Raw genomic sequence first — 20531 nt, 5'->3', positions numbered from 1 at the left:
GGGAAGTCAGTCCAGCTCCTGGTTGTTCTCATGGTTTTCATGCGCCTTGATGACCTGGGCATACACGTCCACGTAGCGTTGCCCGCTCATCTCCTGGATCTCCTGCATGATCCGGTCGGTCAGGTTGCGGATCTCCTCGTGGGTGAGGCTGTTGACCGGAACGTAGGGCACGGTGATGGGCTTGCCGTAGATGACCTTGGTCCGGCCCTTATGCGGAATCACATGGCCGGGCTCCTGAAGCTGCCTGGTGCCGATGATGGCTGCTGGCACCACCGTCGTCCCGGTCTCGAAGGCCAGCCGCGCCGCCCCGGTATGCCCCCGGTAAAGCCTGCCGTCAGGGCTGCGCGTGCCCTCCGGATGGATGCCGAAGATGTGCCCGTGCTCAAGGATGGAACGAGCCGTTTCCATGGCTCCCAGCGACTTGGAGCCGCCTGACCTGTCCACGGGAAAGACACCGACCGAGCTGAACCACCACTTCTTGAACTTGCCCTTGATCCCCTTGCCGTTGAAATACTCGGCCTTGCCCATGAAGTGGATCATCCGAGGGCAGGTGATGGGCAGGAGGGCGTCGTCGATGACGGCCAGATGGTTGGAGGCGATGATGGCAGCCCCCTGCTTGGGAATGTTCTCCGTGCCTTCAACGGTCGGTTTGAACCAGGTACGCGCCAACGGACCGAGCAGTTTGACGAAGAACCAGTACAGCACAGAGACTCCTTGGTAGCGAATGCGTGCGGCCGAGGTTACGATGGTTCTATGACCGAGCACAAGCATAACGACGCCGGGAAACAGTATAACAGCGAGGCGGGAACCGGGTCCCCACAGGGGGACGAGGAATGGGCGGACTTCTTGAACTCGCACGCTGACGAGCTGGGTTCCCTGGAATCGTCCAGGACGGCCAAGGAATTCGAGAAGAAGGCTCGAAAGTCCGAGAAGAAGGCAGCGCTGAGGGCCGAGGACTTGAAGCGCGACTCCTTCGTCGGCGGCTCCGGACCGCGCGATTTCCAAGGCAGCAGCTGGCTGGACACCGACGAGGTCATGGACCAGTCGTCGGACTTTGTGCCGCCCAACCCCGACCTGAGCGACCTGGGCAAAAGGCGGGTGGCCTTCATGATCATGACGGCGCTGGGCCTGGTCTGCTTCTTCCTGACCATCTTCATTCCCCGCTGGTCCGGCTTGACCGGCCTGCTGGCGGGACTGCTCCTGCTGATAGGCATCGCAGGACTGATCATCGACCGGAAGAATTTCCGCGATGATTCAAGCGGGCTCTTCGATGACGACCAACGGCACTACCGGCGATAATGCCGTGTGCCGCCGTATACAAGCCTCCAAAACAGTCGGGCCTCGCTGGCAGAGAGATCAGCCAGCGAGGCCCGAACAGGCTTGGCAGCCGCGAACCTAGACTAAGACCGGACGGGATGCCCGATTCTCTTGCTGGCAGCGGGACTGCGCTTCCTGGGCTCCGTGGATCCAGGCTGCCAGCAGGTCGGCGGCCCTGCCTTGGTCCACAACCTCGGTAGCCAGTTGATAGGCCTGGGCAAATCGAATGCCCAAATCGTCCTCGGAACCGGCGTCGATCTGCGTGCCGTCGGCCACGATGGCCGAAGCCGCATTGAGCAGGGCCGTGGAACGGGAGGGAACCGACTTTCCAGCCAGGAAGTCCCTGACGACGCTGGCGTTGAAGGCGGGATCGCCGCCGCGCAGATCATCCAAATCCACCGGGTCGATGCCCAGTTCACGAGTCGGGTCGAAGGAGCGTTCCTCCACCTTGCCCTGGTGGATCTCCCAGATGGAAACCGGCCCGGTCGGGGCCATCTCGTCAAGGCCTTCGGCCGAGGTGTAAACCATGCCCTCCTGGCCGCGGGAGGCATAGACTTGGGCCAGCATGGGGCTCAGCTGGCGCTGGGCGCATCCGATGGCCACATAGCGGGGGTTGACCGGATTGGTCAGGGGTCCCAGGAGGTTGAAGACCGTCGGGATGCCCAGCGACGAGCGGACAGGTCCGGCAAACCGCATGGCGGGGTGGAAGGTCTTGGCGAAGACGAAGGTGATGCCGTAGCGGTCAGCCATGGCAGCCACCTCCTGCGGCGGCAGATCCAAGGGCAGGCCCAGCTGCTCCAGGCAGTCGGCGGTGCCGCTCTTGCTGGAAGCGGCCCGGTTGCCGTGCTTGACGATCCTGACCCCCGCAGCTGCAGCCACGATGGCGCCCATGGTCGACAGGTTGACCGTCGCTGCCCCGTCGCCGCCGGTGCCGACGATGTCGGTCACATCACCGCTGACCTTCAGCGGTACCGCATGGCCCACCATGGCCTTGGCGGCCCCTTCGACCTCCGGGCTGGTCAGTCCCAGGGTGGATTGCATGGACAGGGCGGCGCCCACCTGCACCGGGTCGGCATTCCCGTCCATCAGGTCGTTCATGCACCACTCGGCCTCATCCGCGCTCAGGTGCCGACCGGACACCAAGGAGTTCAGGATGGATTTCCAGCTAAGTGGCCGCATGATGACTCTTTTCCTTTGAAGAAGCGGGGCTGGATGCCCCGCTGTTTGCTCTAGGTTTACTGCCCTGCCCCTCCCCTGCACAAGGCCATCCCATATTTTGGTCATTTTGCTACCAATATATGAAAGAAGGCAATCCACTATATGGAAACGGCCACCGCCCTGGTGAGCGATGGCCGTCAATCAGATCAGCAACCCTATCTGCAAAAGCCGCTACTGATTACGCGTACCTGTCATTTCTTCTCGTTCTGACCGTGGCACATCTTGTACTTGCGTCCAGAACCGCAAGGGCAAGGCGCGTTGCGAGGCGTGCCCGGGAAGGTGCGGCCGTCGGCCCAGGGCGAGTGGTCCTCTACGGCCTTGGGCCTCTTATTAGCAGGAACCTTGCCCTCGGCATGGCTGATGGGAGCAGGCCCAACCGGGGCCGGGGCCGAATCGTCGGAAGCCTCCGAGTCCTCGACGGACGTGCTCAGACCCGACTGCGCGTCGGCGGCATCCTCTGACGCATCCTCGTCGGAGTCCTCCTGGACGCTGCCCGCCGGGGCATCCTCATCGCGCTCCTCGGCCGTCTCGTCGATGTCGGTGGTCTCATCCTCGGCGTCAGGCTCTTCAGGCGCCTGGTAGTTGACCTCTTCGGACTGGCTCGCCTCGTTTTCTTCGCGTTCTTCGCGGGCCCGCCGCTCGTTCTCCTGGCTGGCGGCAATTTGCTTGAGGTCCACGTTGAAGAGCAGCTGCACGGTCTGCTCCTTGATGGCGTCGATCATGGAGTTGTACATCTGGTAGCCCTCGCGCTGGTACTCGACCAGGGGGTCGCGCTGACCCATGCCGCGCAGGCCGATGCCGTCCTTGAGGTAGTCCATCTCGTAGAGGTGCTCACGCCACTTGCTGTCCAGGACGGAGAGGACCACCTGGCGCTCCAGCTGCCTTGAGCCCTTCTCGCCCAGTTCATCCTCGCGCTCCTGGTAGATGGACTCGGCGTCCTCCACGATCTTGTCCGCCAGGGCCTTGACGGCCTTGTCACCCTTCAAAGACTCCAGGGAGTCCATGGTCTCATCCTGGTCGAGACTGATCGGATAGACGGAGGCCAGCGCCTTCCAGAGTCCGTCAGCATCCCATTCCTGAGGCTTGTCCGAGCCGTTCTGCGCCCCACGGATGTATGAAGTCACGGTCTCGCGGATGAAGCGGAGGATGTCCCGGTGGATGTCCTCGCCCTTGAGCACGGCCTGACGCTCGCCGTAGATGACCTGGCGCTGCTTGTTCATCACGTCGTCGTACTTGAGCACATTCTTGCGGATCTCGTAGTTGCGGGATTCGACAGACTTCTGTGCATTGCGCACACCCTTGGAGACGCTCTTGGTGCCTATGGGCTGACCTTCGGGCAGGCTCGTGGAGGACATCATTCGAGCCACCAGCTGGGTGTTGAACAGGCGCATCAGGTCATCCTCCAGGCTCAGGTAGAACCTGGACTCACCGGGGTCGCCCTGACGGCCGGAACGACCGCGCAGCTGGTTGTCGATGCGGCGGGACTCGTGCCGTTCGGTGCCCAGCACGTAGAGGCCGCCCAGCTTGACGACTTCCTCATGCTCATCCTTGACCTGTTCCTTGACGGAATCCAGCATCTTGGGCCAGCGCTTCTCATACTCCTCAGGGGTGTCGTCGGGCGAGTAGCCCTGCTCCTTGAGCTTCTGATCGGCGAGGAACTCCACGTTGCCGCCCAGCATGATGTCGGTGCCGCGCCCGGCCATGTTGGTGGCCACGGTCACGGCCCCCTTGCGCCCTGCCACGGCTACGACAGCAGCCTCGCGCGCATGCTGCTTGGCGTTGAGCACCTGGTGGTCGATGCCGGCTACGTCCAGCAGGGAGGAGACCACCTCGGAGGACTCCACGGATGCAGTGCCCAGCAGGATGGGCTGGCCCTTGGCATGCCGCTTGGCAACGTCCCGGACGATGGCGGCCAGCTTCTCCTTCTTGGAGCGGTAGATCAGATCGTCCTGATCCTTGCGGATCATGGGCTTGTTGGTGGGGATGGGCAGCACGCCCAGCTTGTAGGTGTTCATGAACTCGGCGGCCTCGGTCTCGGCCGTGCCGGTCATGCCCGCCAGCTTGTCGTACATGCGGAAGTAGTTCTGCAGGGTGATGGTGGCGAAGGTCTGGTTCTCGGCCTTGACCTCCACGCCCTCCTTGGCCTCGATGGCCTGGTGGAGGCCCTCGTTGTAGCGGCGGCCCTTGAGCAGACGGCCCGTGTGTTCGTCCACGATCAGGACCTCGCCGTTCTGGACCACGTAGTCGCGGTCGCGCAGGAAGAGCTCCTTGGCCTTGATGGCGTTGTTCAGGTACCCGATCAGGGCGGTGTTGGCGGGCTCGTAGAGGTTGTCGATGCCCAGGTAGTCCTCCACCTTGGTGATGCCCGGATCCAGGATGCCGACGACCTTCTTCTTCTCGTCGACCTCGTAGTCCTCGTCCCTGGTCAGCTTGGGGACCAGCTTGGCGAACTGCCGGTACCATCGGGTCACATCGCCCTCGGCGGGTCCGGAGATGATCAGAGGAGTTCGTGCCTCGTCGATCAGGATGGAATCCACCTCGTCCACGATGGCGAAATGGTGGCCGCGCTGGACCAGCTCGTCCTTGTCCCAGGCCATGTTGTCGCGCAGGTAGTCGAAGCCGAATTCATTGTTGGTGCCGTAGGTGATGTCCGCCTGGTACTGCTTGCGGCGCTCGTTGGGGCGCTGGTCGGTGATGATGCAGCCCACGCTCATGCCCAGGAAGCGGAAGATGCGCCCCATGAGCTCGCTCTGGTAGGAGGCCAGGTAGTCGTTGACCGTGACCACGTGCACGCCCTTGCCCTCCAGGGCGTTCAAATAGCTGGGCAGGGTGGCCACCAGAGTCTTGCCCTCGCCGGTCTTCATCTCGGCGATGTTGCCCCAGTGCAGGGCCGCGCCGCCCATCAGCTGGACGTCGAAGTGCCGCTGGCCCAGGGTGCGCTTGGAAACCTCGCGAACCGTGGCGAAGGCTTCGGGCATCAGGGAATCCAGGGATTCGCCGTTCTCCAGTCGCTGCTTGAACTTGGGCGTCTGCGCCTTGAGCTCCTCATCGCTCATGGCCGAGATCTGATCCTCGAAGGCGTTGGTCGCCTTGGCCACCCCCTGAAGCTTGCGAATCTGACGACCCTCGCCCATACGGAGGACCTTGTCCAAGACTGCTACCACGTTGCGCTCCCTACCGTTCTTTTATGGCCTTCGCACGCCCTCAGCTGACGTAGGCCCAGACCTTGATTATCTTACGCGAATGCACCGATTTTCTCGAAACCGATGGTTCCATGAACTCAACTGCGGCCTTGGCAGCCGGACAGGGCATTGAAGAAGGGCGATTCTCCGCACGTCAGGCCAATTTGCCGCCGGGGAATCGCCCCACAGTTCAATATCCGCTCGTCTATCCGTTTTGCTGTTACTTCTTCTGGCCTACATGCTCAGTCGTATCGATCTCGAAGACGCCGTAGCTCCATCCGTGCCGGCGATATACCACCGACGGCCGCTGGGTCTCCTTGTTGACGAAGAGGAAGAAGTCGTGGCCGATCAGCTCCATCTCGTAAAGGGCCTCGTCGATGCTCATGGGCTCGGCGATGTGCAGCTTGCGGCGGATGACAATGGGGGTGTCCCCCACCTGCACCTCGACCGACTGGCCCGGAGCCAGGTCCGAGGCCACGGCGGTTTGAGCGCTGTTATCGGGGTTGGACTCCTGGCCCTGGTCTCCCTGATCGCCCTCATCGCCTGGCTGGTCATCCACGGGCAGATCGGCGGGCAGGGGCGGATGCTCCAGTCCGCGGCGGTGGTCCTTGCGGCGGTCGCGAACCCGGCGCAGACGCTGGGTCAGCTTGTCCAGGGCCATGTCCAGCGCACTGAACTCGTCGGCGCTGGAAGCCTCGGCGCGAATCACGGTCTTGCCGGCCTGGACCGTGAGCTCCACCCTCTTGGCGCTGTCAGCCTGGCGGGGATTGCCTTCATGTGTCAGAACGACCTGGATGCGCTGGGCATCGGGGGCGATGGCCGTCACCCTATTCATCTTGCTGTCCACAACATCGCGGAACCGCTGCTTGATTTGGGTATGTCGACCGGTAATGACGATCTCCATGGGAATCTCCTTGCACTTGTGAGCGGACGAACCGCTGGTGCGATGGCGGACTTGGTCACCATCGACTGTGCTTCCGATTGTATCCGAAGAGCAGGGCTGACTCACTGATTGAGCTTGAGGCCAGAGCGGGATCATGACCGCCGGTCCGGTCGTTCAGTTCCGCTATGCTGAATCCCCGAGACCTCTCGGATGGCCGCGGCCCCTCCTCCTGGGAAGGGCTGAGGAACTTCCGGGCTCCACAGAGCACGATGGCGGATAACGTCCGCCCAGGGCGACCTGAGAGATAGCGCAACAGAGAACAGACCGCTCGCCTGATAAGGCGGGCAAGGGTGAAACGGCGGTGTAAGAGACCACCGGGTCGACGGTAACGCCGACCGCATGGCAAGCCTCATCGGGAGCAAGGCCAAGCAGAAGGCATTCAGGGGCTGCTCGTCCCGCCTTCGGGTAGGCCGCTAGAGCCTGGCGGCAACGTCAGGTCGAGATGGATGGCCATCCGTCGTCCGGATATCATCCGGTCGATGACAGAACCCGGGGTATATGAGAGGTCTCATCTTCTCTTTTACCATGTGGCGCCTATGCAGCAATCGGCTCAATCGAGAGGGTCGTCAGAGACGAAAAGGTCGGCTGCCACCTGGTTGAGAAGGCCGGGACTGTGGCCCTTGCGGGATCCAGCACTCCAGAATCGCCGTTTGCGCACCTTGAGATCAAGTCCGGCTGTCTTCCGGGCCACCTTGCGACCGAGCTCGTAGGCGGAGTCTACGAAGAGCCCCTCACGGGAGGCCTGGGCCACCACCTGCGCAGCCAGTCCCGGATCCAGACCCTTGCGGGTCATCTCCGAGAGCACGCCGCGCTCCCCCATGGTGCGATGCAGGCAGGAACGCAGCAGATCCTGGGCATAGGCCTGGTCATCTACCAGACCCAGCTTGGTCAGCCGGTCGATCACTTGATCGACCACGTTCGTATCAAACCCCTTGTCGACCAGGCGACGGGCCAGGGCTCCACTCGAACGGGCCGCTGCATCCAGCAGGGTCAGGGCAGCCTCCCGGCAAGCATCCGCATCATCCGCATCCGCTCGAGGGGCTGCAGGTGCGGAGCCTCCGCCAAAGCCGCCAGCATGTGGACGACGGCCACGGCGGCGGGTCCTCCTGTCGGAACCCCGGGCAGAACGGCGACCATGGGAATGGCGACCTGCCAGGGAATCCTCACCCATATCAGCATTGGCATGACTGTCAATATCTTCCAGACTGCCTCCGAACCGAGCGCCATGTCCCAGACCGAGGACAGGGGGCTGCGCTGGGCGGCTGTCTTCCTTGTAGCTGTCATCCTTCTGCGCAGGGGCAGGATCAAGGACTGACACCGACTCTGCTGGAGCAGGCGCACCCGCAGAGTCTGGTTGCAACTGGTCCGACCGAGGATTCTTCGACTCTGTGATGGAGTCGGCAGGATCCCCGGTCTGCGCCAGTCGGACAGGATTTTCCTTGAGGAAGTCCTCGGCCGAGATCATCAGGTCATGCAGCCTGGGCCGTGGGCACAGTGCTGTTGATGTCTACAGGAGCCGAGTCGTCTTCCTTGCTGTCTTGGCCAGCATCAGCCTGATCGGCCTTGTCGTCCTCGGAGGGAGCAGGAATAAGGCCGAAGGCAACCTTGACCTTATCTTCGATCTCCTTGGTCAGGCCGGGGTTGTCCTTGAGGAACTGACGGACGTTCTCCCTGCCCTGACCCAGCTGATCGCCCTCGTAGGTGAACCAGGAGCCCGACTTCTTGACGATGTTGGTCTGCAGGGCCATGTCCAGAACCGAACCCTCCTTGGAGATGCCCTCCCCGTAGAGAATGTCGAATTCGGCCACCTTGAAGGGCGGGGCCATCTTGTTCTTGACCACCTTGACCTTGGTGCGGTTGCCCACCGCCTCGTCGCCGTTCTTCAGGGTCTGGATGCGGCGGATGTCCAAGCGGACCGAGGCGTAGAACTTCAGGGCCTTGCCGCCGGTGGTGGTCTCCGGGCTGCCGAAGAAGACGCCGATCTTCTCCCTGAGCTGGTTGATGAAGATGGCCGTGGTGTTGGCCTGGGACAGGGCACCAGTCATCTTGCGCAGGGCCTGGCTCATCAGCCTGGCCTGCAGACCCACGTGGCTGTCGCCCATATCGCCCTCGATCTCAGCCTTGGGCACCAGAGCGGCCACCGAGTCGATGACGATGACATCCAGGGCGCCCGACCGGATCAGCATGTCGGCGATCTCCAGCGCCTGCTCGCCGTTGTCCGGCTGGGAGACGATCAGGGAGTCCGTGTCCACGCCCAGCTTCTTGGCGTACTCAGGATCCAGAGCGTGCTCAGCATCGATGAAAGCGGCCACTCCACCGCCGGCCTGTGCATTGGCCACCGCGTGCAGGGCCAGGGTGGTCTTGCCCGAGGATTCGGGACCATAGATCTCGACGATGCGGCCGCGGGGCAGTCCGCCGATGCCCAGGGCCATGTCCAAGGCCAGGGACCCGGTGGGAATGACCTCCACATCCTGGGCGGGCTTGTCGCCCAGGCGCATGGCCGAACCCTTGCCGAAGCTCTTCTCCACCTGCGCGAGGGCCGTGTTCAAGGCTGCCTGGCGACGGGGGTCGATCCCGCCCTCCTCTTCCTTCTTCGCCTTGCCACTGTTGCTCTGACGTGCCATATGGCTCTCCTTCTTCGTAACCGACCTCACGATGACGACATCCTGATTGACGACCTCACGATTGACAGCCTATCCGCGGTCGGAACCTGTCTGCGGTCCCGGCGCCCGATGTGGTCAAACGTGCCGATGATCACCGGACCATGGGTATCAGTATACCCGACTATACGAACAAATGTTCGAAAATCACCTGGAATGGGCAATAAATTCGCGGAGGATAAAACCCGCCGATCAGGCTGCCGGCAGGGGCGGCGCATTGTGGTCCTTCCCCCAGCGCCGGGAGTCGGGAATCTCCATCTGATCGCAGAGCACATTCCAGACCACGCGCGGCTCCACACCCGCATCCAGGGCCTCTATTACGGTCATGGCATCCAGGGCGGTCAGCCTCTGGTCACGGGCCAGACTGCGTCCGTAGACCCGGCCGAAGACCTCCTCCAGCAGCTGCCAGAATTCCCGTTCACGCACCCGACATCACCTTTCGTCCAAGACCCACCCTGTCACACCCCTTCTACGGTAGCAACCGACAGTCAGCAGAAGAGGGCGCCAGGTTCCTCAGAACCGGACGCCCTCAAGAACGGTCCGCCGATTCAACCGGCGGAACCTGACATGCTTACTCCTGAGTGGACTCCAGGTAGTCCGCCACCATCCGCAGGGTCTGCGGCACACCCAGGCCCAGCGCGTCGGCGATGGAGCTCAGCAGTTCGGAGCTGGCCTCCTTCTGGCCGCGTTCCACCTCGGACAGGTAGCCCAGGGACACGCCGGCCTTCTCGCTGACCTCACGCAGGGTCTTGTGATCGTTGGTCCTCAGCTCGCGCAGCACGTGGCCCAGGGCCTCGCGCAGGGAGACGGTATGGGTGACGGCCCGGCCGTCGTTGTTGGAGGCTGCCCGCTGACGGCTGGCTTCCATACCGTCCTCCTCCATCCACATCTTGTTCAGATTGGCCTGGCGCTCCTCCTTGGCCTTCTTGGCGGCCTTGGCACGGATCACCTGCTGCTGGGCGAAGACAACGGCACGACGCTGGGCGGGCGTCAGATCACGAACCCGCGCGTTGCGCTCCACTCCGGGTGCGGCCGGCTTGACATCATAGGTATCGTTGGTTCGAGTCATCACGGTCTCGGTGCTGGCCATAGCAGCCCCTTTCGCCATTATCGTGTTCAACTTCTTACACAGTGACCAACAGACGAGCTACTGAATTATTCCAGGGGAGGAACCCGAAAGGCCCGCTTTGTGACCAAGGTCACGTATGCACAAGGTCCGACAGCGGTCAGTGGAAGCGACTCACCGCATCAGGCCGTCAGCCCCGCGAGTGCAGGGCCCGATCCAGCTGGTCCAGAATCCGCATGACCGTGCCCCGGCGCACCTGTTCCCGGTCGCCGTCCAGATGCAGCTCGTAGGCATAGGTCCGGTAGGCGTGGGACTGCAGGCCGGTCTCGATACGCCGACCCAGCACCCGGACGGGCAGGGCCAGACCGATGTAGACCAGCCCGGCAGGATCGTCCCCGTCAGGGCCCGGACCGGCCACGCCCGTCGTGGCCATGCCGATGACCGTGTCCTCGTGCCCCGGCCTGGTGTAGAGCCTGGCCGTGCCCTCGGCCATCTCCTGGGCGACCCGTGGATGGACCGCGCCCTGGGTGGCCAGCAGGTCCTGATCCACCTTGAGGATGGCGGCCTTGGCAGCGATGTCGTAGGTGACGGCCGACCCAAGGAAAACGTCTGAGGCCCCGGGAATCCTGACGAAGGCATCGGCCAGCAGCCCACCGGTCAGCGATTCGGCGGCGGCCAGGAACAAGCCCGAATCACGGCAGGTGTCGATGATCCGTCCAGCCAGGTCGTCGCAACGTCCCTGCACGCTCTTGCCGATCATCGCCGCATCCCCATCACGTATTCCGCTCCCGAATAGAGGCAGAGGGCCAGGGCCACCAGGATGACCACGCGGGTGGCCACCAGGTACCAGGGCCAGACCGTCGACAGGGGCATCATGAGCATGCCCAGGCCGATGCACTCAAACAAGGTCTTGTACTTGCCAGCCTGGGAGGCGGCGATGACCCGGCCCTGCTTGTTGATGACCAGGACCCGCAGCAGGGTGATGCCCAGTTCCCGCACCAGGAAGAGCACGGTGACCCACCACCAGAGCTCGCCGAAGACGGAGGCCACAATCAGCGCCGAGCAGATCAGCAGCTTGTCGGCAATGGGATCCATGAGCTTGCCCAGCTCGGTCACCTGGTTGTACCGGCGGGCCAGCCACCCGTCCAGCTTGTCGGTCGAGGCGGCGAGGATGAAGAGCACGGCCGCGGTCCAGCGCATGCCAGGCCTGCGTTCGCCCCAGGGACCGGCCATCAGATCCAGGGCGATGAAGACCAGGACCAGGAGGATACGGGTGTAGGTGACCAGGTTTGGGGGTGAATTCCATCCTTCGAGAAGCCTGCGCCTCTCACGACCGGTCTCTGACTCGGCATGCTCCTGCATTGCCACTCCTTATACGCGATACTCGTGCGCTCGGGCCGTCCGACAAGAGATGCCGGGCGGCAGTTTCATCATAACGGTAGACCAGGCCCAGCTTTTTGGGCCGATGTTCAGCCCTGCGCTTGCTCATCCGGGGCGGGATCCATGGAGGAGGCGTCGCCTCGGATGAAGGCCAGGGCCTGCTGCAGCTGCGGCGGCTGGATGAGCACCTCGCGGGCCTTGGAACCCTCCGACGGCCCCACGATTCCCCTCGACTCCAGCAGGTCCATCAGCCTCCCTGCCCTGGCGAAGCCTACACGCAGCTTGCGCTGGAGCATGGAGGTGGATCCGAACTGGGTGGTCACCACCAGCTCGGCCGCCTGGAGCAGCTCGTCCATGTCGTCGCCGATCTCCTCTTGGATCTCGTTCTTGTGGTCGGCCTTGTCGGCCATCTGCTCGATGTCCTCACGGTAGTGGGGCTTGCGCTGGGTGCGCACATAATCCACCGCCTTGCGGATCTCGGACTCGGAAACCCAGGCGCCCTGGACGCGGGTGGGTTTGGCCTGGCCCATGGGCAGGAAGAGGGCGTCGCCCTGGCCGATCAGGGTCTCGGCGCCGGTGGCATCCAGAATGACCCGGGAATCCGTTGAGGACGATGTGGCGAAGGCCAGCCTGGAGGGAATGTTGGCCTTGATCAGGCCGGTGACCACATCCACCGAGGGCCGCTGGGTGGCCAGGACCAGGTGGACGCCGGCGGCACGCGCCAGCTGGGTGATCCGCTGAATGGAGCTCTCCACGTCATTCTTGGCCACCATCATCAGGTCGGCCATCTCGTCGACCACCACGACCAGGTAGGGGTAGGGGGCCACCTTGCGGTTGGAGCCGGCGGGGGCGTGGACCTTGCCCTCGCGGACAGCCTTGTTGAAGTCCTTGATGTGCCGGAATCCGAAGAACTGCAGGTCGTCGTAGCGGGCGTCCATCTCCTTGACCACCCATTCCAGGGCCTGGGCGGCCTTCTTGGGTTCGGTGATGATGGGCGTGAGCAGGTGGGGGATGCCGGCGTAGGCGCTCAGCTCCACGCGCTTGGGGTCCACCATGATCAGGCGGACCTGCTCCGGCGTGGCCCGCATGATCAGCGAAACCAGCATGGAGTTGATGAAGCTGGACTTGCCCGAACCCGTGGCGCCGGCCACCAGCAGGTGGGGCATCTTGGTCAGGTCGGCGGTCACATAGTGGCCCTCCACGTCCTTGCCCACGGCGGTCATCATGGGGTTGTCGTCCTGCTGGGCCTTGTCGGAGCGCAGCACGTCGCCCAGGTGGACGATCTCGCGGTCCACGTTGGGAATTTCGATGCCGATGGCCGACTTGCCAGGGATGGGCGACAGGATGCGCACGTCCGAGCTGGCCACCGCGTAGGCGATGTTGCGCTGAAGGTTGGTGACCTTCTCCACCTTGACGCCCGGGCCCAGCTCCACCTCGTACTGGGTGACCGAGGGGCCGCGCAGGAAGCCGACCACCTTGGCATCCACGTCGAACTGCTGGAAGGTCGATTGCAGGGCCTTGATGACCGCGTCGTTGGCCGAGGTCCTGACCGCATGGGGCTTGCCCTTGACCAGCAGGTCCGTGCTGGGCAGCACGTAGGGACGGCTCTCGTCCACCTGGCGGTCGTCGGAGGAACCTGACGCTTCTGCAGCCGGAGCGGGCTGGGCATCCATCTGCACGGTGTCGGCTGCGACAGCGGCAGCGGCCCAGGGATCCGAGGCCCCCACGCCGGACAAGGCAGCCGGATCCACCTTGGGGTGCCCCTGCTCCCTGGCATCCAGAAGGGCGGCCGTGGCCGGGGCCTCCACCGCGGGCATGTTCTGCGTGGACACCTGATCACCCTGTTCAGCCTGGTCAGCCCCCTCCAGCGAAGCCGCCTGGGAGAAGGGCTCGTCAGCCTCGTAACGCTCAAGATGGGTGTCCGTGTCCTTGCCGATGCGGCCATGCAGCAAGCGACTGAACCAGCCGGCCACCCCGCCACGGCCGGAATCCCGGGCATCCTCCTGGTCCTGCTCCTCGTGGGTGGGCACGCCGGGCGCCAGAGGCAGGGTGTCATCCCCCAGCCTGACCTCGTTGGGAGCGGTCTGCGCCGGAGCCGAGCCGGAGGCATGGGTCCTCTTGCCGCGCAGCAAGGCAACCAGGTCGCTCATATGGAATCTGAAGGTGATAAAGAGGCCGAAAATGCCCACAAGGACGAAAATGATGACGGCGAAGACCTTGGACAGCCCCCAGGCCAGAGGCGAACCCAGAGCGAACCCCAGAAGGCCGCCTGAGCCGCTGATGGCCCTCATGTCGAAACCACGATGGTCCGAAGCCATGAGCACATCCAGAATGGAGCAGACCGACCAGAGCACCACCATGAGGCCGCCCACCACAGGCAGGTTGCCCGCCTCGCGCCCGGTGTAGCAGACCAGCCGGAAGGCCGCGAAGAGCAGGACCACCGGCAGGATGATGCTGCAGAGGCCCAGAACGCCCGCAGCCAGGGCATGCAGCCCCCGTCCCAGGAAGCCGTTCACTCGGAACCATTCGCTGGCGCAGAAGAGCACGGCCAGAATGACCAGCACGAAGCAGAGCCCGTCCTTGCGGTAGGCGGAGTTGTCGCCGTTTTTGCCGGCCACGGCACGCACCAGGGATCCCAGGCCCCGGGGCAGGGCCAGCAAGGCCTTGTGCCAGAAGGGTTCCGGGTCCTGGCTGTCCTTGGATGCGGTCCGGCCGCGACCGCGTGCGTCTGCTTGCTGCTTACGTGTCATAACCCTTTCAGCCTACCCAGAACCCCGGTCCGCATCGGGCCCGCCGGGTCAGTGTGCACAACTCTTCCAGACGGGGGCCGCCAGGGCTAGCATCGTTGGCATGACACCAGCCGAACGTCAGAGCGCCGTGGCCTTCGCCCTGCGCAACCTGCTTCTGGATGACCGTCATCCCAGTCCTTCGGCCCTGCAGGCAGCCAGCGACTTCATGGCAGGCAGGAAGCAGACTGAGGCACTGGCCGACACGGCCCGACGCTTGGAAGCCCAGAGCAATAGTACGAACGCCAATGTGGATGCCCTCTTTCTGCGGACCATCCTGGTCTGTCAGCGGCCTTGGGCGACCGAGGGCGATCTTGCAGAGCTGTGGGCCATCCACCGCCGGCTGCTGCCCAGCCTGCCGGAAGAGCGAGCGCTGCGCCGACCTCAACCAGACGACAACACCAGCCTGTACCCGGCGGCCATGCTGGAGCAGGGAGCGGCAGCCATCGGCCAGGAGCTGGCGGCCGAACGCAACCTGGCCAGCCTGGACCGTCCGGTCTTCGTGGAGCGCCTGGCCCATTACTACGACGAGCTCTCCTACCTGCATCCCTTCGCCGACTGCGACGGCATGACCCTGCGCATCTTCCTCTCACGCCTGTCCCACGATGCAGGCTGGGACCTGGACTGGGGACGGGCTGATCCGACCGCCCACCGCCGGGCCCTCCAGCGAGCGCTCCGGGGCGACACCGACGACCTGCAGGCCCTGATCGCGGGCATGGTCCGCCCGGTCAATCCAACCAGAATATTCCTGATCGCCGGATGGGACCAGGGCCCAGCCCACTGAGCCGACACCCTCAGCCCGGCAGTCTCAGCCCGCCAGCCGCTCGTTGCCGCTGCGCTTGGCGGCCTCGATGATCTGGGCACTCTGGTTGATCAGTTCTGTCGCACCGGCCTGGTCGTGGTCACGGACGTGACCCCAGTATTGTATTTTGAGCTGCACATAGCGCTTCCGCGCCTGCAGGTCGGCCATCCGCTGGTCCAGCCGCCGTCCCTGCTCGTCCAGGAGTTCGATCTGCCGTCCGGCGGCCTGGGCTCCCCCAGCGCGGTTGCCCAGATACTCCCGCATATGCTCCAGGGACATGCCCGTGGCGCTCAGGCAGGAGATGGTCTCCAGCAGGTTCAGATCCTCCTGGCTGTAGCAGCGGTGGCCGCTTGAGGGATCCCTGGCAATGGGCGGAATGATGCCGATGGTCTCGTAGTAGCGCAGGGTGGTCTCCGGCATCCCCGACATGAGCGAGGCCTGGCGGATGGTGTACCAGGGCCCTGATTCATGGTCGGGCTGGGTTTGGACGGTCTGGGTTTCAGCCTGGGGCTGCGTGATGGTGGTCATACCCGTCCAGCCTAGGAACTTCAAGTACTTGAAGTCAAAGCGCGCCCAGATGGTGTCTGGTCACCCTCCCCTGGTCCAACTGGTCGGCCTGGGCGTCCACCTGGTCGAAGCAGCCTTGGTCGGCCTGGTCCACCAGGTCCAGGGCCTGCCGGGCCAGGTCCGGGGCCAGGGCATTCAGCCAGTGGATACGTGGGTCCCGGCCGAACCAGCCCATCTGCTTGCGGGCCAGGCGCTTGGTCTTCTGCGCTATCAGACCGAAGGCGGCATCCAGGTCGGTGCGGCCGTCCAGGTAGTCCAGAATCTGCTGGTAGCCCAGGGCGCGTGAGGCCGTGGTCCCCAGGCGGTTGCGCAGCCCGCTCACCTCGTCGACCAGCCCCTGGTCGCGCATGGCCTGGGTGCGTCGGTCGATCCTGCGGTCCAGTTCCTCCCGGGGCAGGTCCAGCCCCAGTTGCAGGGCGGGCAGCAGGTAGCGGTACCGGGGCAGGCTGGCCGAATAGGGCCGTCCGGTGATCTCCATGACCTCCAGAGCCCGCACGGTCCGCCGCACGTTCCGAGGATCCATCCGGGCCGCAGCCTCCGGGTCCCGTTCCTGCAGCTCGCGGAAGAGCAGCCCGGGTCCCTCCTTTTGGGCCCGCTCCTCCAGCCTGGCCCTGACCGCCGGGTCGGTGCCGGGGAAGGACAGATCGTCGATGACCGCCCGGGTATAGAGCCCGGATCCGCCGACGAGAATGGGCCGGATTCCCTGCGCCCGCAGGTCGGATATCAGGGACCGGGCCATGGCCTGGAAGCGGGCCACGCTCATGGCCTCCTCCGGCTCGATGATGTCGATCAGGTGGTGGACCACCGCCTGCCGCTCCCCTGCCGAAGGCTTGGCCGTGCCCACGTCCATCCCCCGGTACATCTGATAAGCATCGGCATTGACGATATGGGCCGTCTGCCCGCGCGCCTGGAGCGCCTGTGCCAGGGCCACGCCCAGGGCGGTCTTGCCCGAGGCTGTGGGACCCACGATGGAGACGATGCGGGGTTCAGCGGATGACATAGACCTGCCCCGCCCGAGGATCCGGGTCAGCGATCAAATAGTGGGGCCCGGCCTGGGTGACGGTGCAGGTCACGAGATCCCCGGGCTTTGGCGCAGGCATCCCCTGGGGCACGCCGACGTGGACCAGCACCCCGGTACGCTCGTGCCCGGTCACCCGATGGGTGCTGCCGTCGTGCCGACCGTGCCCGTCGCCGATCAGCACTTCCACCTCTTTGCCCAGGAAGGCCTGCATGTGCTCCATGGTGATGGACTCCTGCAGGGCCTGCAGCCGCTCGAACCGGTCCTGGACCACGGCCTTGGGCAGCTGGGGCATGCGCGCGGCTGGAGTGCCCGGACGAGGCGAATACTCAAAGATGAAGGCCGACGAGAAACGCGCCCGGCGCACTACATCCATGGTGGCCTGGAAGTCCTCCTCGGTCTCCCCGGGGAAGCCCACGATGATGTCGGTGGTGATCAGGGCATCGGGCATGGCAGCCCGCACCTTGTCCAGTATCTGCAGAAAGCGCTGGGACCGGTAGGAGCGCCTCATGGCCCGCAGAATCCGGTCGGAGCCCGACTGCAGGGGCATGTGCAGCTGGTGCATGACCGTGGGCGTCTCGGCCATGGCGGCGATCACATCGTCGGTGAAGGCCGCCGGGTGGGGCGAGGTGAAGCGGATCCGCTCCAGCCCAGGCACCTGTCCGCAGGCGCGCAGGAGCCGGGCGAAGGCGTAGCGGTCCCCCGTGGACCAGCCGTAGGAGTTGACGTTCTGCCCCAGCAGGGTCACCTGGCGGGCACCGGAGCGCACGCAGTCCTCAACCTCCTGCAGGATGTCGTCCATGGAACGGTCCCGCTCCCGCCCGCGCACCGAGGGCACAATGCAGAAGGTGCAGGTGTTGTTGCAGCCGACCGATATGGACACCCAGGCCTGCGAGCGCGAGGCCCTGACCGCCGGCAGCCGCCTGGGCAGATCCCGCAGCTCCTGCGTAACCCCCACCTGGGGCCGCCCGTCCTTGCGGGCCTTGTCCAGCAGGCCCGGCAGCGAGCCGATGTCCCTGGTGCCGAAGACCGCATCCACCCAGGGCGCCGCCTTCACGATCCGCTCCCGGTCCTTCTGGGCCATGCAGCCGCCCACGGCGATCCGCGTGTCGGGCTTGTGCTGCTTGAACCTGTGCCAGCGCCCGATGGTCCCGTACATGCGCTGGGTGGCGTTGTCGCGCACGGCGCAGGTGTTGAGCACCATCACGTCCACCTCGCGCGCGCGGACCTGCTCAGGCGTGGCCTGCTGGTAGCCCTGGGCCCGGAGCACCCCGGCGATCCGCTCGGAATCGTGCTCGTTCATCTGGCAGCCCAGGGTCCGCACATAGTAGACGCCCCTGCTGTCCTTACGCTGAGCGGTCACGCTCATGCCCTCGCCTGCTTCCATAAGCCACGATTGTATGCGCAGGTCGGGTCCCGCGGCCATCGGGGCCTGTGCGTACCATGAGTCATGGTTACGAACGGCGGCATGGGAGGTTCATGTGATTCTCGACCGTAACAGTGCCATGAGCGCATCCGAAATGAAGCAGCGACTGTCGGACTTGGACGAAAAGGACCGTCCCAAGCTGGACATCGACGAGATAACGGAATTCGTCAATCTCATGCAGACCTACGAGGGGGCCATGTATGAGATTTCGACCAAGCTGGACGTGCTGGACACGGAATTCCAGGTCCGGTTCAGCCACAACCCCATCCACCACATGGAGCGCCGGCTCAAGAGCGTGGACTCCCTGATCGGCAAGCTGCACCGCAAGAACCTGCCCGTCACCATTCCCTCGGTGCGCGATCACATCTTCGACGTGGCCGGCGTGCGCGTCATCTGCAACTACCGGGACGACGTCTATTCGGTCTCCCGCTACCTCTCCGACCAGTCGGACATCCAGGTGCTGAGGGTCAAGGACTACATCCGCAACCCCAAGATGAACGGCTACCGCAGCCTGCACGTCATCTACGCCGTGCCGGTCTTCCTGACCTCGGGCCCCCACTACACGCCGGTCGAGGTGCAGTTCCGCACCATCGCCATGGACTACTGGGCCTCCCTGGAGCACCAGCTGCGCTACAAGTCCGACCTGCCCGACGCCCGCCTGGCCGAGCATTCGCAGACCCTGCTGGACTGCGCCCGATCCCTGCAGAACATCGAGGTGCAGATGCAGTCCATCCACCGCGACATCTCAGGTTCGCCCCAGGAGCAGGAGGCCGACGACGAAGCCATCAGCGGCAATGCCGATTAGCTGAATCGTCACAAATCCTTTACCATAGAGACCAGGCCAGGTGGAAGGGTTGGGGCTTCCGCCGGGTCCCAGGAGGAGGCCCCGCCTGCAAGGTCGGGTCTCCTCCTGTACCACCATCCCTCAGAAGTCGAAGTTGTCGGGATCCGCGCCGGTGCGCTCGTCCCTGTTCATGGCGGTGATGGCCTTCATATCCTCGTCGCTCAGCTCGAAGTCGAAGACCTGCGCGTTCTGCTCGATCCGCTCCTTGTGGGTGGACTTGGGGATGACGATGACCCCGCGCTGCAGGTGCCAGCGCAGCACAATCTGTGCCGGGGAGCGGTCATAACGCTCGGCCATGGCCTTGAGCCTGGGGTCGGCCAGCAGGTTGCCGCCGGTGCCGCCCAAGGGGCTGTAAGCCTCCACGTCCACACGCAGGGTGCCGTGGCAGTAGTCGATCAGGTCGTCGTTGACGAACTGGGGCGAGGACTCGATCTGGTCAACGGCCGGCTTGGTGCCGCTGATGGTGTGCAGCTCGTCCAGGTGGTGCTTCTGGAAGTTGCAGACCCCGATGGCCCGCACCCGCCGCTGGGTGTAGAGCTCCTCCATGTCCTCCCAGGCCTGCTGCCAGCCCTTGGCGGGCCAGTGGATCAGGTAGAGGTCCAGGTAGTCCACGCCCAGCCGGTCCAGGCTCTCCTTGAAGGCCTCCTTGGCCCGCCCCGCACGGATGTCGTCATTCCAGAGCTTGGTGGTCAGGAAGACATCCCGCCGGTCAACACCGGAGCGGCGCAGCCCCTCCCCCACGGACTGCTCGTTGCCGTAGATCATGGCGGTGTCGATGTGGCGATAGCCCGCCTGCAGGGCCCAGGTGACGGCCTGGCTGGTGGCCTCGCCATCAGGTGTTTGGAAGACCCCAAGACCCAGTTGGGGAATGCTGACCCCATTGTTGAGGGTGATGACGGTGTCGGTAACGTTTCCGGTCATATAGTCATGCTCCTTATCGGCCGATCAGCGGCCGTGACGTATTGTCTGTTCATTCTATCTGCCAGGCAAGATGGGATCAGTTGTTGCTTAGGCCCACCGCCGTGCATTTGCATCTCGTGTGTTGTTTTCTGGCTGGGTGGTAGGGTGAAAAGCGGGGGATGTCGAGAAGACGGCTGGCTTGCGCCATTGGCTCATGCGATGTGATGCAGGGTGGGCGCTGGCAGGCAAAAACTTTGGCAAACGGTGTTGATTCCGTTTAGTGTTTGGTGAAGGGGTTTTGGTTTGATGCATCTGGTTTCCCGTCTGCGTCGCATCCTGGCGATGGCTGTCATCCTGCTGGGAATGCTTGCGGGCCTGGGCGTCGCATCCGCCCAGGCGGATGCTCCTGTCCTCACCGGGGG

At 64.3% G+C, this 20531-nt stretch carries 18 protein-coding genes, 1 other RNA gene and 2 pseudogenes; 5 read left to right on the top strand and 16 right to left on the bottom strand.

Annotated elements, in window-relative coordinates; all coding sequences use genetic code 11:
* Window positions 1–6 precede the first annotated feature (6 nt).
* Window positions 7–705 carry a lysophospholipid acyltransferase family protein gene (locus FPK30_RS07715; RefSeq protein ID WP_144085999.1) on the bottom strand — a complete coding sequence of 233 codons (699 nt, stop codon included), beginning with the start codon at window positions 703–705 and terminating at the stop codon, window positions 7–9.
* Window positions 706–753: 48 nt separating this feature from the next.
* Here FPK30_RS07715 and FPK30_RS07710 point away from each other — a divergent pair, with 48 nt between their 5' ends.
* A complete protein-coding gene (locus FPK30_RS07710; protein ID WP_144085998.1) occupies window positions 754–1299 on the top strand; it encodes a hypothetical protein in 546 nt (181 codons plus the stop codon).
* Between the two features lie 96 nt (window positions 1300–1395).
* Here the strand turns inward: FPK30_RS07710 and trpD are convergent, their stop codons facing one another.
* From trpD to hpf, 4 genes and pseudogenes are all read right to left on the bottom strand, one after another.
* Window positions 1396–2496, bottom strand: coding sequence for an anthranilate phosphoribosyltransferase (trpD, locus tag FPK30_RS07705; RefSeq protein ID WP_144085997.1), 1101 nt, complete (start codon window positions 2494–2496; stop codon window positions 1396–1398).
* 230 nt (window positions 2497–2726) lie between these two features.
* Window positions 2727–2912, bottom strand: a pseudogene (locus FPK30_RS08380) (SEC-C metal-binding domain-containing protein); the annotation flags it as partial.
* Between the two features lie 186 nt (window positions 2913–3098).
* Window positions 3099–5699 (bottom strand): annotated as a pseudogene (secA, locus tag FPK30_RS07700) (preprotein translocase subunit SecA); the annotation flags it as partial.
* A gap of 238 nt (window positions 5700–5937) precedes the next feature.
* Window positions 5938–6621: a ribosome hibernation-promoting factor, HPF/YfiA family gene (hpf, locus tag FPK30_RS07695; protein WP_144085995.1), complete on the bottom strand. Its 684-nt coding sequence runs from the start codon at window positions 6619–6621 to the stop codon at window positions 5938–5940.
* A gap of 177 nt (window positions 6622–6798) precedes the next feature.
* Here hpf and rnpB point away from each other — a divergent pair.
* Window positions 6799–7174: RNase P RNA component class A (gene rnpB / locus FPK30_RS07690), an RNA gene on the top strand.
* 36 nt (window positions 7175–7210) lie between these two features.
* Here the strand turns inward: rnpB and FPK30_RS07685 are convergent.
* A complete protein-coding gene (locus FPK30_RS07685; protein WP_186279454.1) occupies window positions 7211–7831 on the bottom strand; it encodes a regulatory protein RecX in 621 nt (206 codons plus the stop codon).
* A 12-nt stretch (window positions 7832–7843) separates the two neighbouring features.
* Here FPK30_RS07685 and FPK30_RS08315 point away from each other — a divergent pair, with 12 nt between their 5' ends.
* Entirely contained in the window at window positions 7844–7975 is a 132-nt protein-coding gene (locus tag FPK30_RS08315; protein WP_260804497.1) for a hypothetical protein, read from the top strand.
* 154 nt (window positions 7976–8129) lie between these two features.
* On the opposite strand, the gene recA is transcribed toward FPK30_RS08315, so the two are convergent.
* The 6 genes from recA to FPK30_RS07655 all read right to left on the bottom strand — a co-directional run bounded on the left by recA (window position 8130) and on the right by FPK30_RS07655 (window position 14516).
* Complete coding sequence (gene recA / locus FPK30_RS07680; protein ID WP_144085993.1) at window positions 8130–9284, bottom strand: recombinase RecA; 1155 nt, start codon at window positions 9282–9284, stop codon at window positions 8130–8132.
* Between the two features lie 228 nt (window positions 9285–9512).
* On the bottom strand, window positions 9513–9746 hold the full coding sequence (locus FPK30_RS07675; protein ID WP_024627845.1) for a DUF3046 domain-containing protein: 234 nt from the start codon (window positions 9744–9746) through the stop codon (window positions 9513–9515).
* Between the two features lie 145 nt (window positions 9747–9891).
* Window positions 9892–10410 carry a helix-turn-helix domain-containing protein gene (locus tag FPK30_RS07670; protein WP_372338668.1) on the bottom strand — a complete coding sequence of 173 codons (519 nt, stop codon included), beginning with the start codon at window positions 10408–10410 and terminating at the stop codon, window positions 9892–9894.
* 166 nt (window positions 10411–10576) lie between these two features.
* Complete coding sequence (locus tag FPK30_RS07665; RefSeq protein WP_144085992.1) at window positions 10577–11146, bottom strand: CinA family protein; 570 nt, start codon at window positions 11144–11146, stop codon at window positions 10577–10579.
* Entirely contained in the window at window positions 11143–11748 is a 606-nt protein-coding gene (pgsA, locus tag FPK30_RS07660) for a CDP-diacylglycerol--glycerol-3-phosphate 3-phosphatidyltransferase (protein WP_144085991.1), read from the bottom strand. The genes FPK30_RS07665 and pgsA overlap by 4 nt, the downstream gene beginning before the upstream one ends.
* A 107-nt stretch (window positions 11749–11855) precedes the next feature.
* Entirely contained in the window at window positions 11856–14516 is a 2661-nt protein-coding gene (locus FPK30_RS07655) for an FtsK/SpoIIIE family DNA translocase (RefSeq protein ID WP_144085990.1), read from the bottom strand.
* Window positions 14517–14616: 100 nt separating this feature from the next.
* Between FPK30_RS07655 and FPK30_RS07650 the strand changes: the two genes are divergently transcribed.
* Window positions 14617–15336, top strand: a complete 720-nt coding sequence (locus FPK30_RS07650) for a Fic family protein (protein WP_144085989.1) — start codon at window positions 14617–14619, stop codon at window positions 15334–15336.
* Window positions 15337–15360: 24 nt separating this feature from the next.
* On the opposite strand, the gene FPK30_RS07645 is transcribed toward FPK30_RS07650, so the two are convergent.
* Genes FPK30_RS07645 through miaB form a run of 3 tightly spaced genes read right to left on the bottom strand, consistent with a single transcriptional unit; the run spans window position 15361 to window position 18326 of the window.
* Window positions 15361–15882, bottom strand: a complete 522-nt coding sequence (locus FPK30_RS07645) for a MerR family transcriptional regulator (RefSeq protein WP_144085988.1) — start codon at window positions 15880–15882, stop codon at window positions 15361–15363.
* Between the two features lie 34 nt (window positions 15883–15916).
* Window positions 15917–16921, bottom strand: coding sequence for a tRNA (adenosine(37)-N6)-dimethylallyltransferase MiaA (gene miaA, locus FPK30_RS07640; RefSeq protein ID WP_144085987.1), 1005 nt, complete (start codon window positions 16919–16921; stop codon window positions 15917–15919).
* Complete coding sequence (gene miaB, locus FPK30_RS07635; RefSeq protein ID WP_260804495.1) at window positions 16908–18326, bottom strand: tRNA (N6-isopentenyl adenosine(37)-C2)-methylthiotransferase MiaB; 1419 nt, start codon at window positions 18324–18326, stop codon at window positions 16908–16910. The genes miaA and miaB overlap by 14 nt, the downstream gene beginning before the upstream one ends.
* A 133-nt stretch (window positions 18327–18459) precedes the next feature.
* Between miaB and FPK30_RS07630 the strand changes: the two genes are divergently transcribed.
* The gene (locus FPK30_RS07630) at window positions 18460–19170 is read left to right on the top strand and encodes a GTP pyrophosphokinase (protein ID WP_045924161.1); all 711 of its coding nucleotides are present in this window, start codon (window positions 18460–18462) and stop codon (window positions 19168–19170) included.
* A 120-nt stretch (window positions 19171–19290) separates the two neighbouring features.
* Here FPK30_RS07630 and FPK30_RS07625 read toward each other — a convergent pair whose 3' ends face one another.
* Window positions 19291–20130, bottom strand: coding sequence for an aldo/keto reductase (locus tag FPK30_RS07625; RefSeq protein ID WP_024627855.1), 840 nt, complete (start codon window positions 20128–20130; stop codon window positions 19291–19293).
* Window positions 20131–20531 lie beyond the last annotated feature (401 nt).

It is taken from the genome of Bifidobacterium apousia, assembly GCF_007559275.1.
Classification (GTDB): Bacteria; Actinomycetota; Actinomycetes; order Actinomycetales; family Bifidobacteriaceae; genus Bombiscardovia; species Bombiscardovia apousia.
This window is presented reverse-complemented; position numbering and strand designations above follow the sequence as displayed.

Excerpts from the sequence above, each read along its gene's own strand:
- FPK30_RS07625 (WP_024627855.1), bottom strand. The coding sequence starts at position 20,130 with ATGACCGGAAACGTTACCGACACCGTCATCACCCTCAACAATGGGGTC.
- FPK30_RS08315 (WP_260804497.1), top strand. The coding sequence starts at position 7,844 with ATGACTGTCAATATCTTCCAGACTGCCTCCGAACCGAGCGCCATGTCC.
- FPK30_RS07665 (WP_144085992.1), bottom strand. The coding sequence starts at position 11,146 with ATGATCGGCAAGAGCGTGCAGGGACGTTGCGACGACCTGGCTGGACGG.
- recA (WP_144085993.1), bottom strand. The coding sequence starts at position 9,284 with ATGGCACGTCAGAGCAACAGTGGCAAGGCGAAGAAGGAAGAGGAGGGC.
- FPK30_RS07630 (WP_045924161.1), top strand. The coding sequence starts at position 18,460 with ATGAAGCAGCGACTGTCGGACTTGGACGAAAAGGACCGTCCCAAGCTG.
- FPK30_RS07650 (WP_144085989.1), top strand. The coding sequence starts at position 14,617 with ATGACACCAGCCGAACGTCAGAGCGCCGTGGCCTTCGCCCTGCGCAAC.
- FPK30_RS07655 (WP_144085990.1), bottom strand. The coding sequence starts at position 14,516 with ATGACACGTAAGCAGCAAGCAGACGCACGCGGTCGCGGCCGGACCGCA.
- miaA (WP_144085987.1), bottom strand. The coding sequence starts at position 16,921 with ATGTCATCCGCTGAACCCCGCATCGTCTCCATCGTGGGTCCCACAGCC.
- trpD (WP_144085997.1), bottom strand. The coding sequence starts at position 2,496 with ATGCGGCCACTTAGCTGGAAATCCATCCTGAACTCCTTGGTGTCCGGT.
- FPK30_RS07645 (WP_144085988.1), bottom strand. The coding sequence starts at position 15,882 with ATGACCACCATCACGCAGCCCCAGGCTGAAACCCAGACCGTCCAAACC.
- hpf (WP_144085995.1), bottom strand. The coding sequence starts at position 6,621 with ATGGAGATCGTCATTACCGGTCGACATACCCAAATCAAGCAGCGGTTC.
- miaB (WP_260804495.1), bottom strand. The coding sequence starts at position 18,326 with ATGGAAGCAGGCGAGGGCATGAGCGTGACCGCTCAGCGTAAGGACAGC.
- FPK30_RS07685 (WP_186279454.1), bottom strand. The coding sequence starts at position 7,831 with ATGGGTGAGGATTCCCTGGCAGGTCGCCATTCCCATGGTCGCCGTTCT.
- FPK30_RS07710 (WP_144085998.1), top strand. The coding sequence starts at position 754 with ATGACCGAGCACAAGCATAACGACGCCGGGAAACAGTATAACAGCGAG.
- pgsA (WP_144085991.1), bottom strand. The coding sequence starts at position 11,748 with ATGCAGGAGCATGCCGAGTCAGAGACCGGTCGTGAGAGGCGCAGGCTT.
- FPK30_RS07670 (WP_372338668.1), bottom strand. The coding sequence starts at position 10,410 with ATGGCCAGCACCGAGACCGTGATGACTCGAACCAACGATACCTATGAT.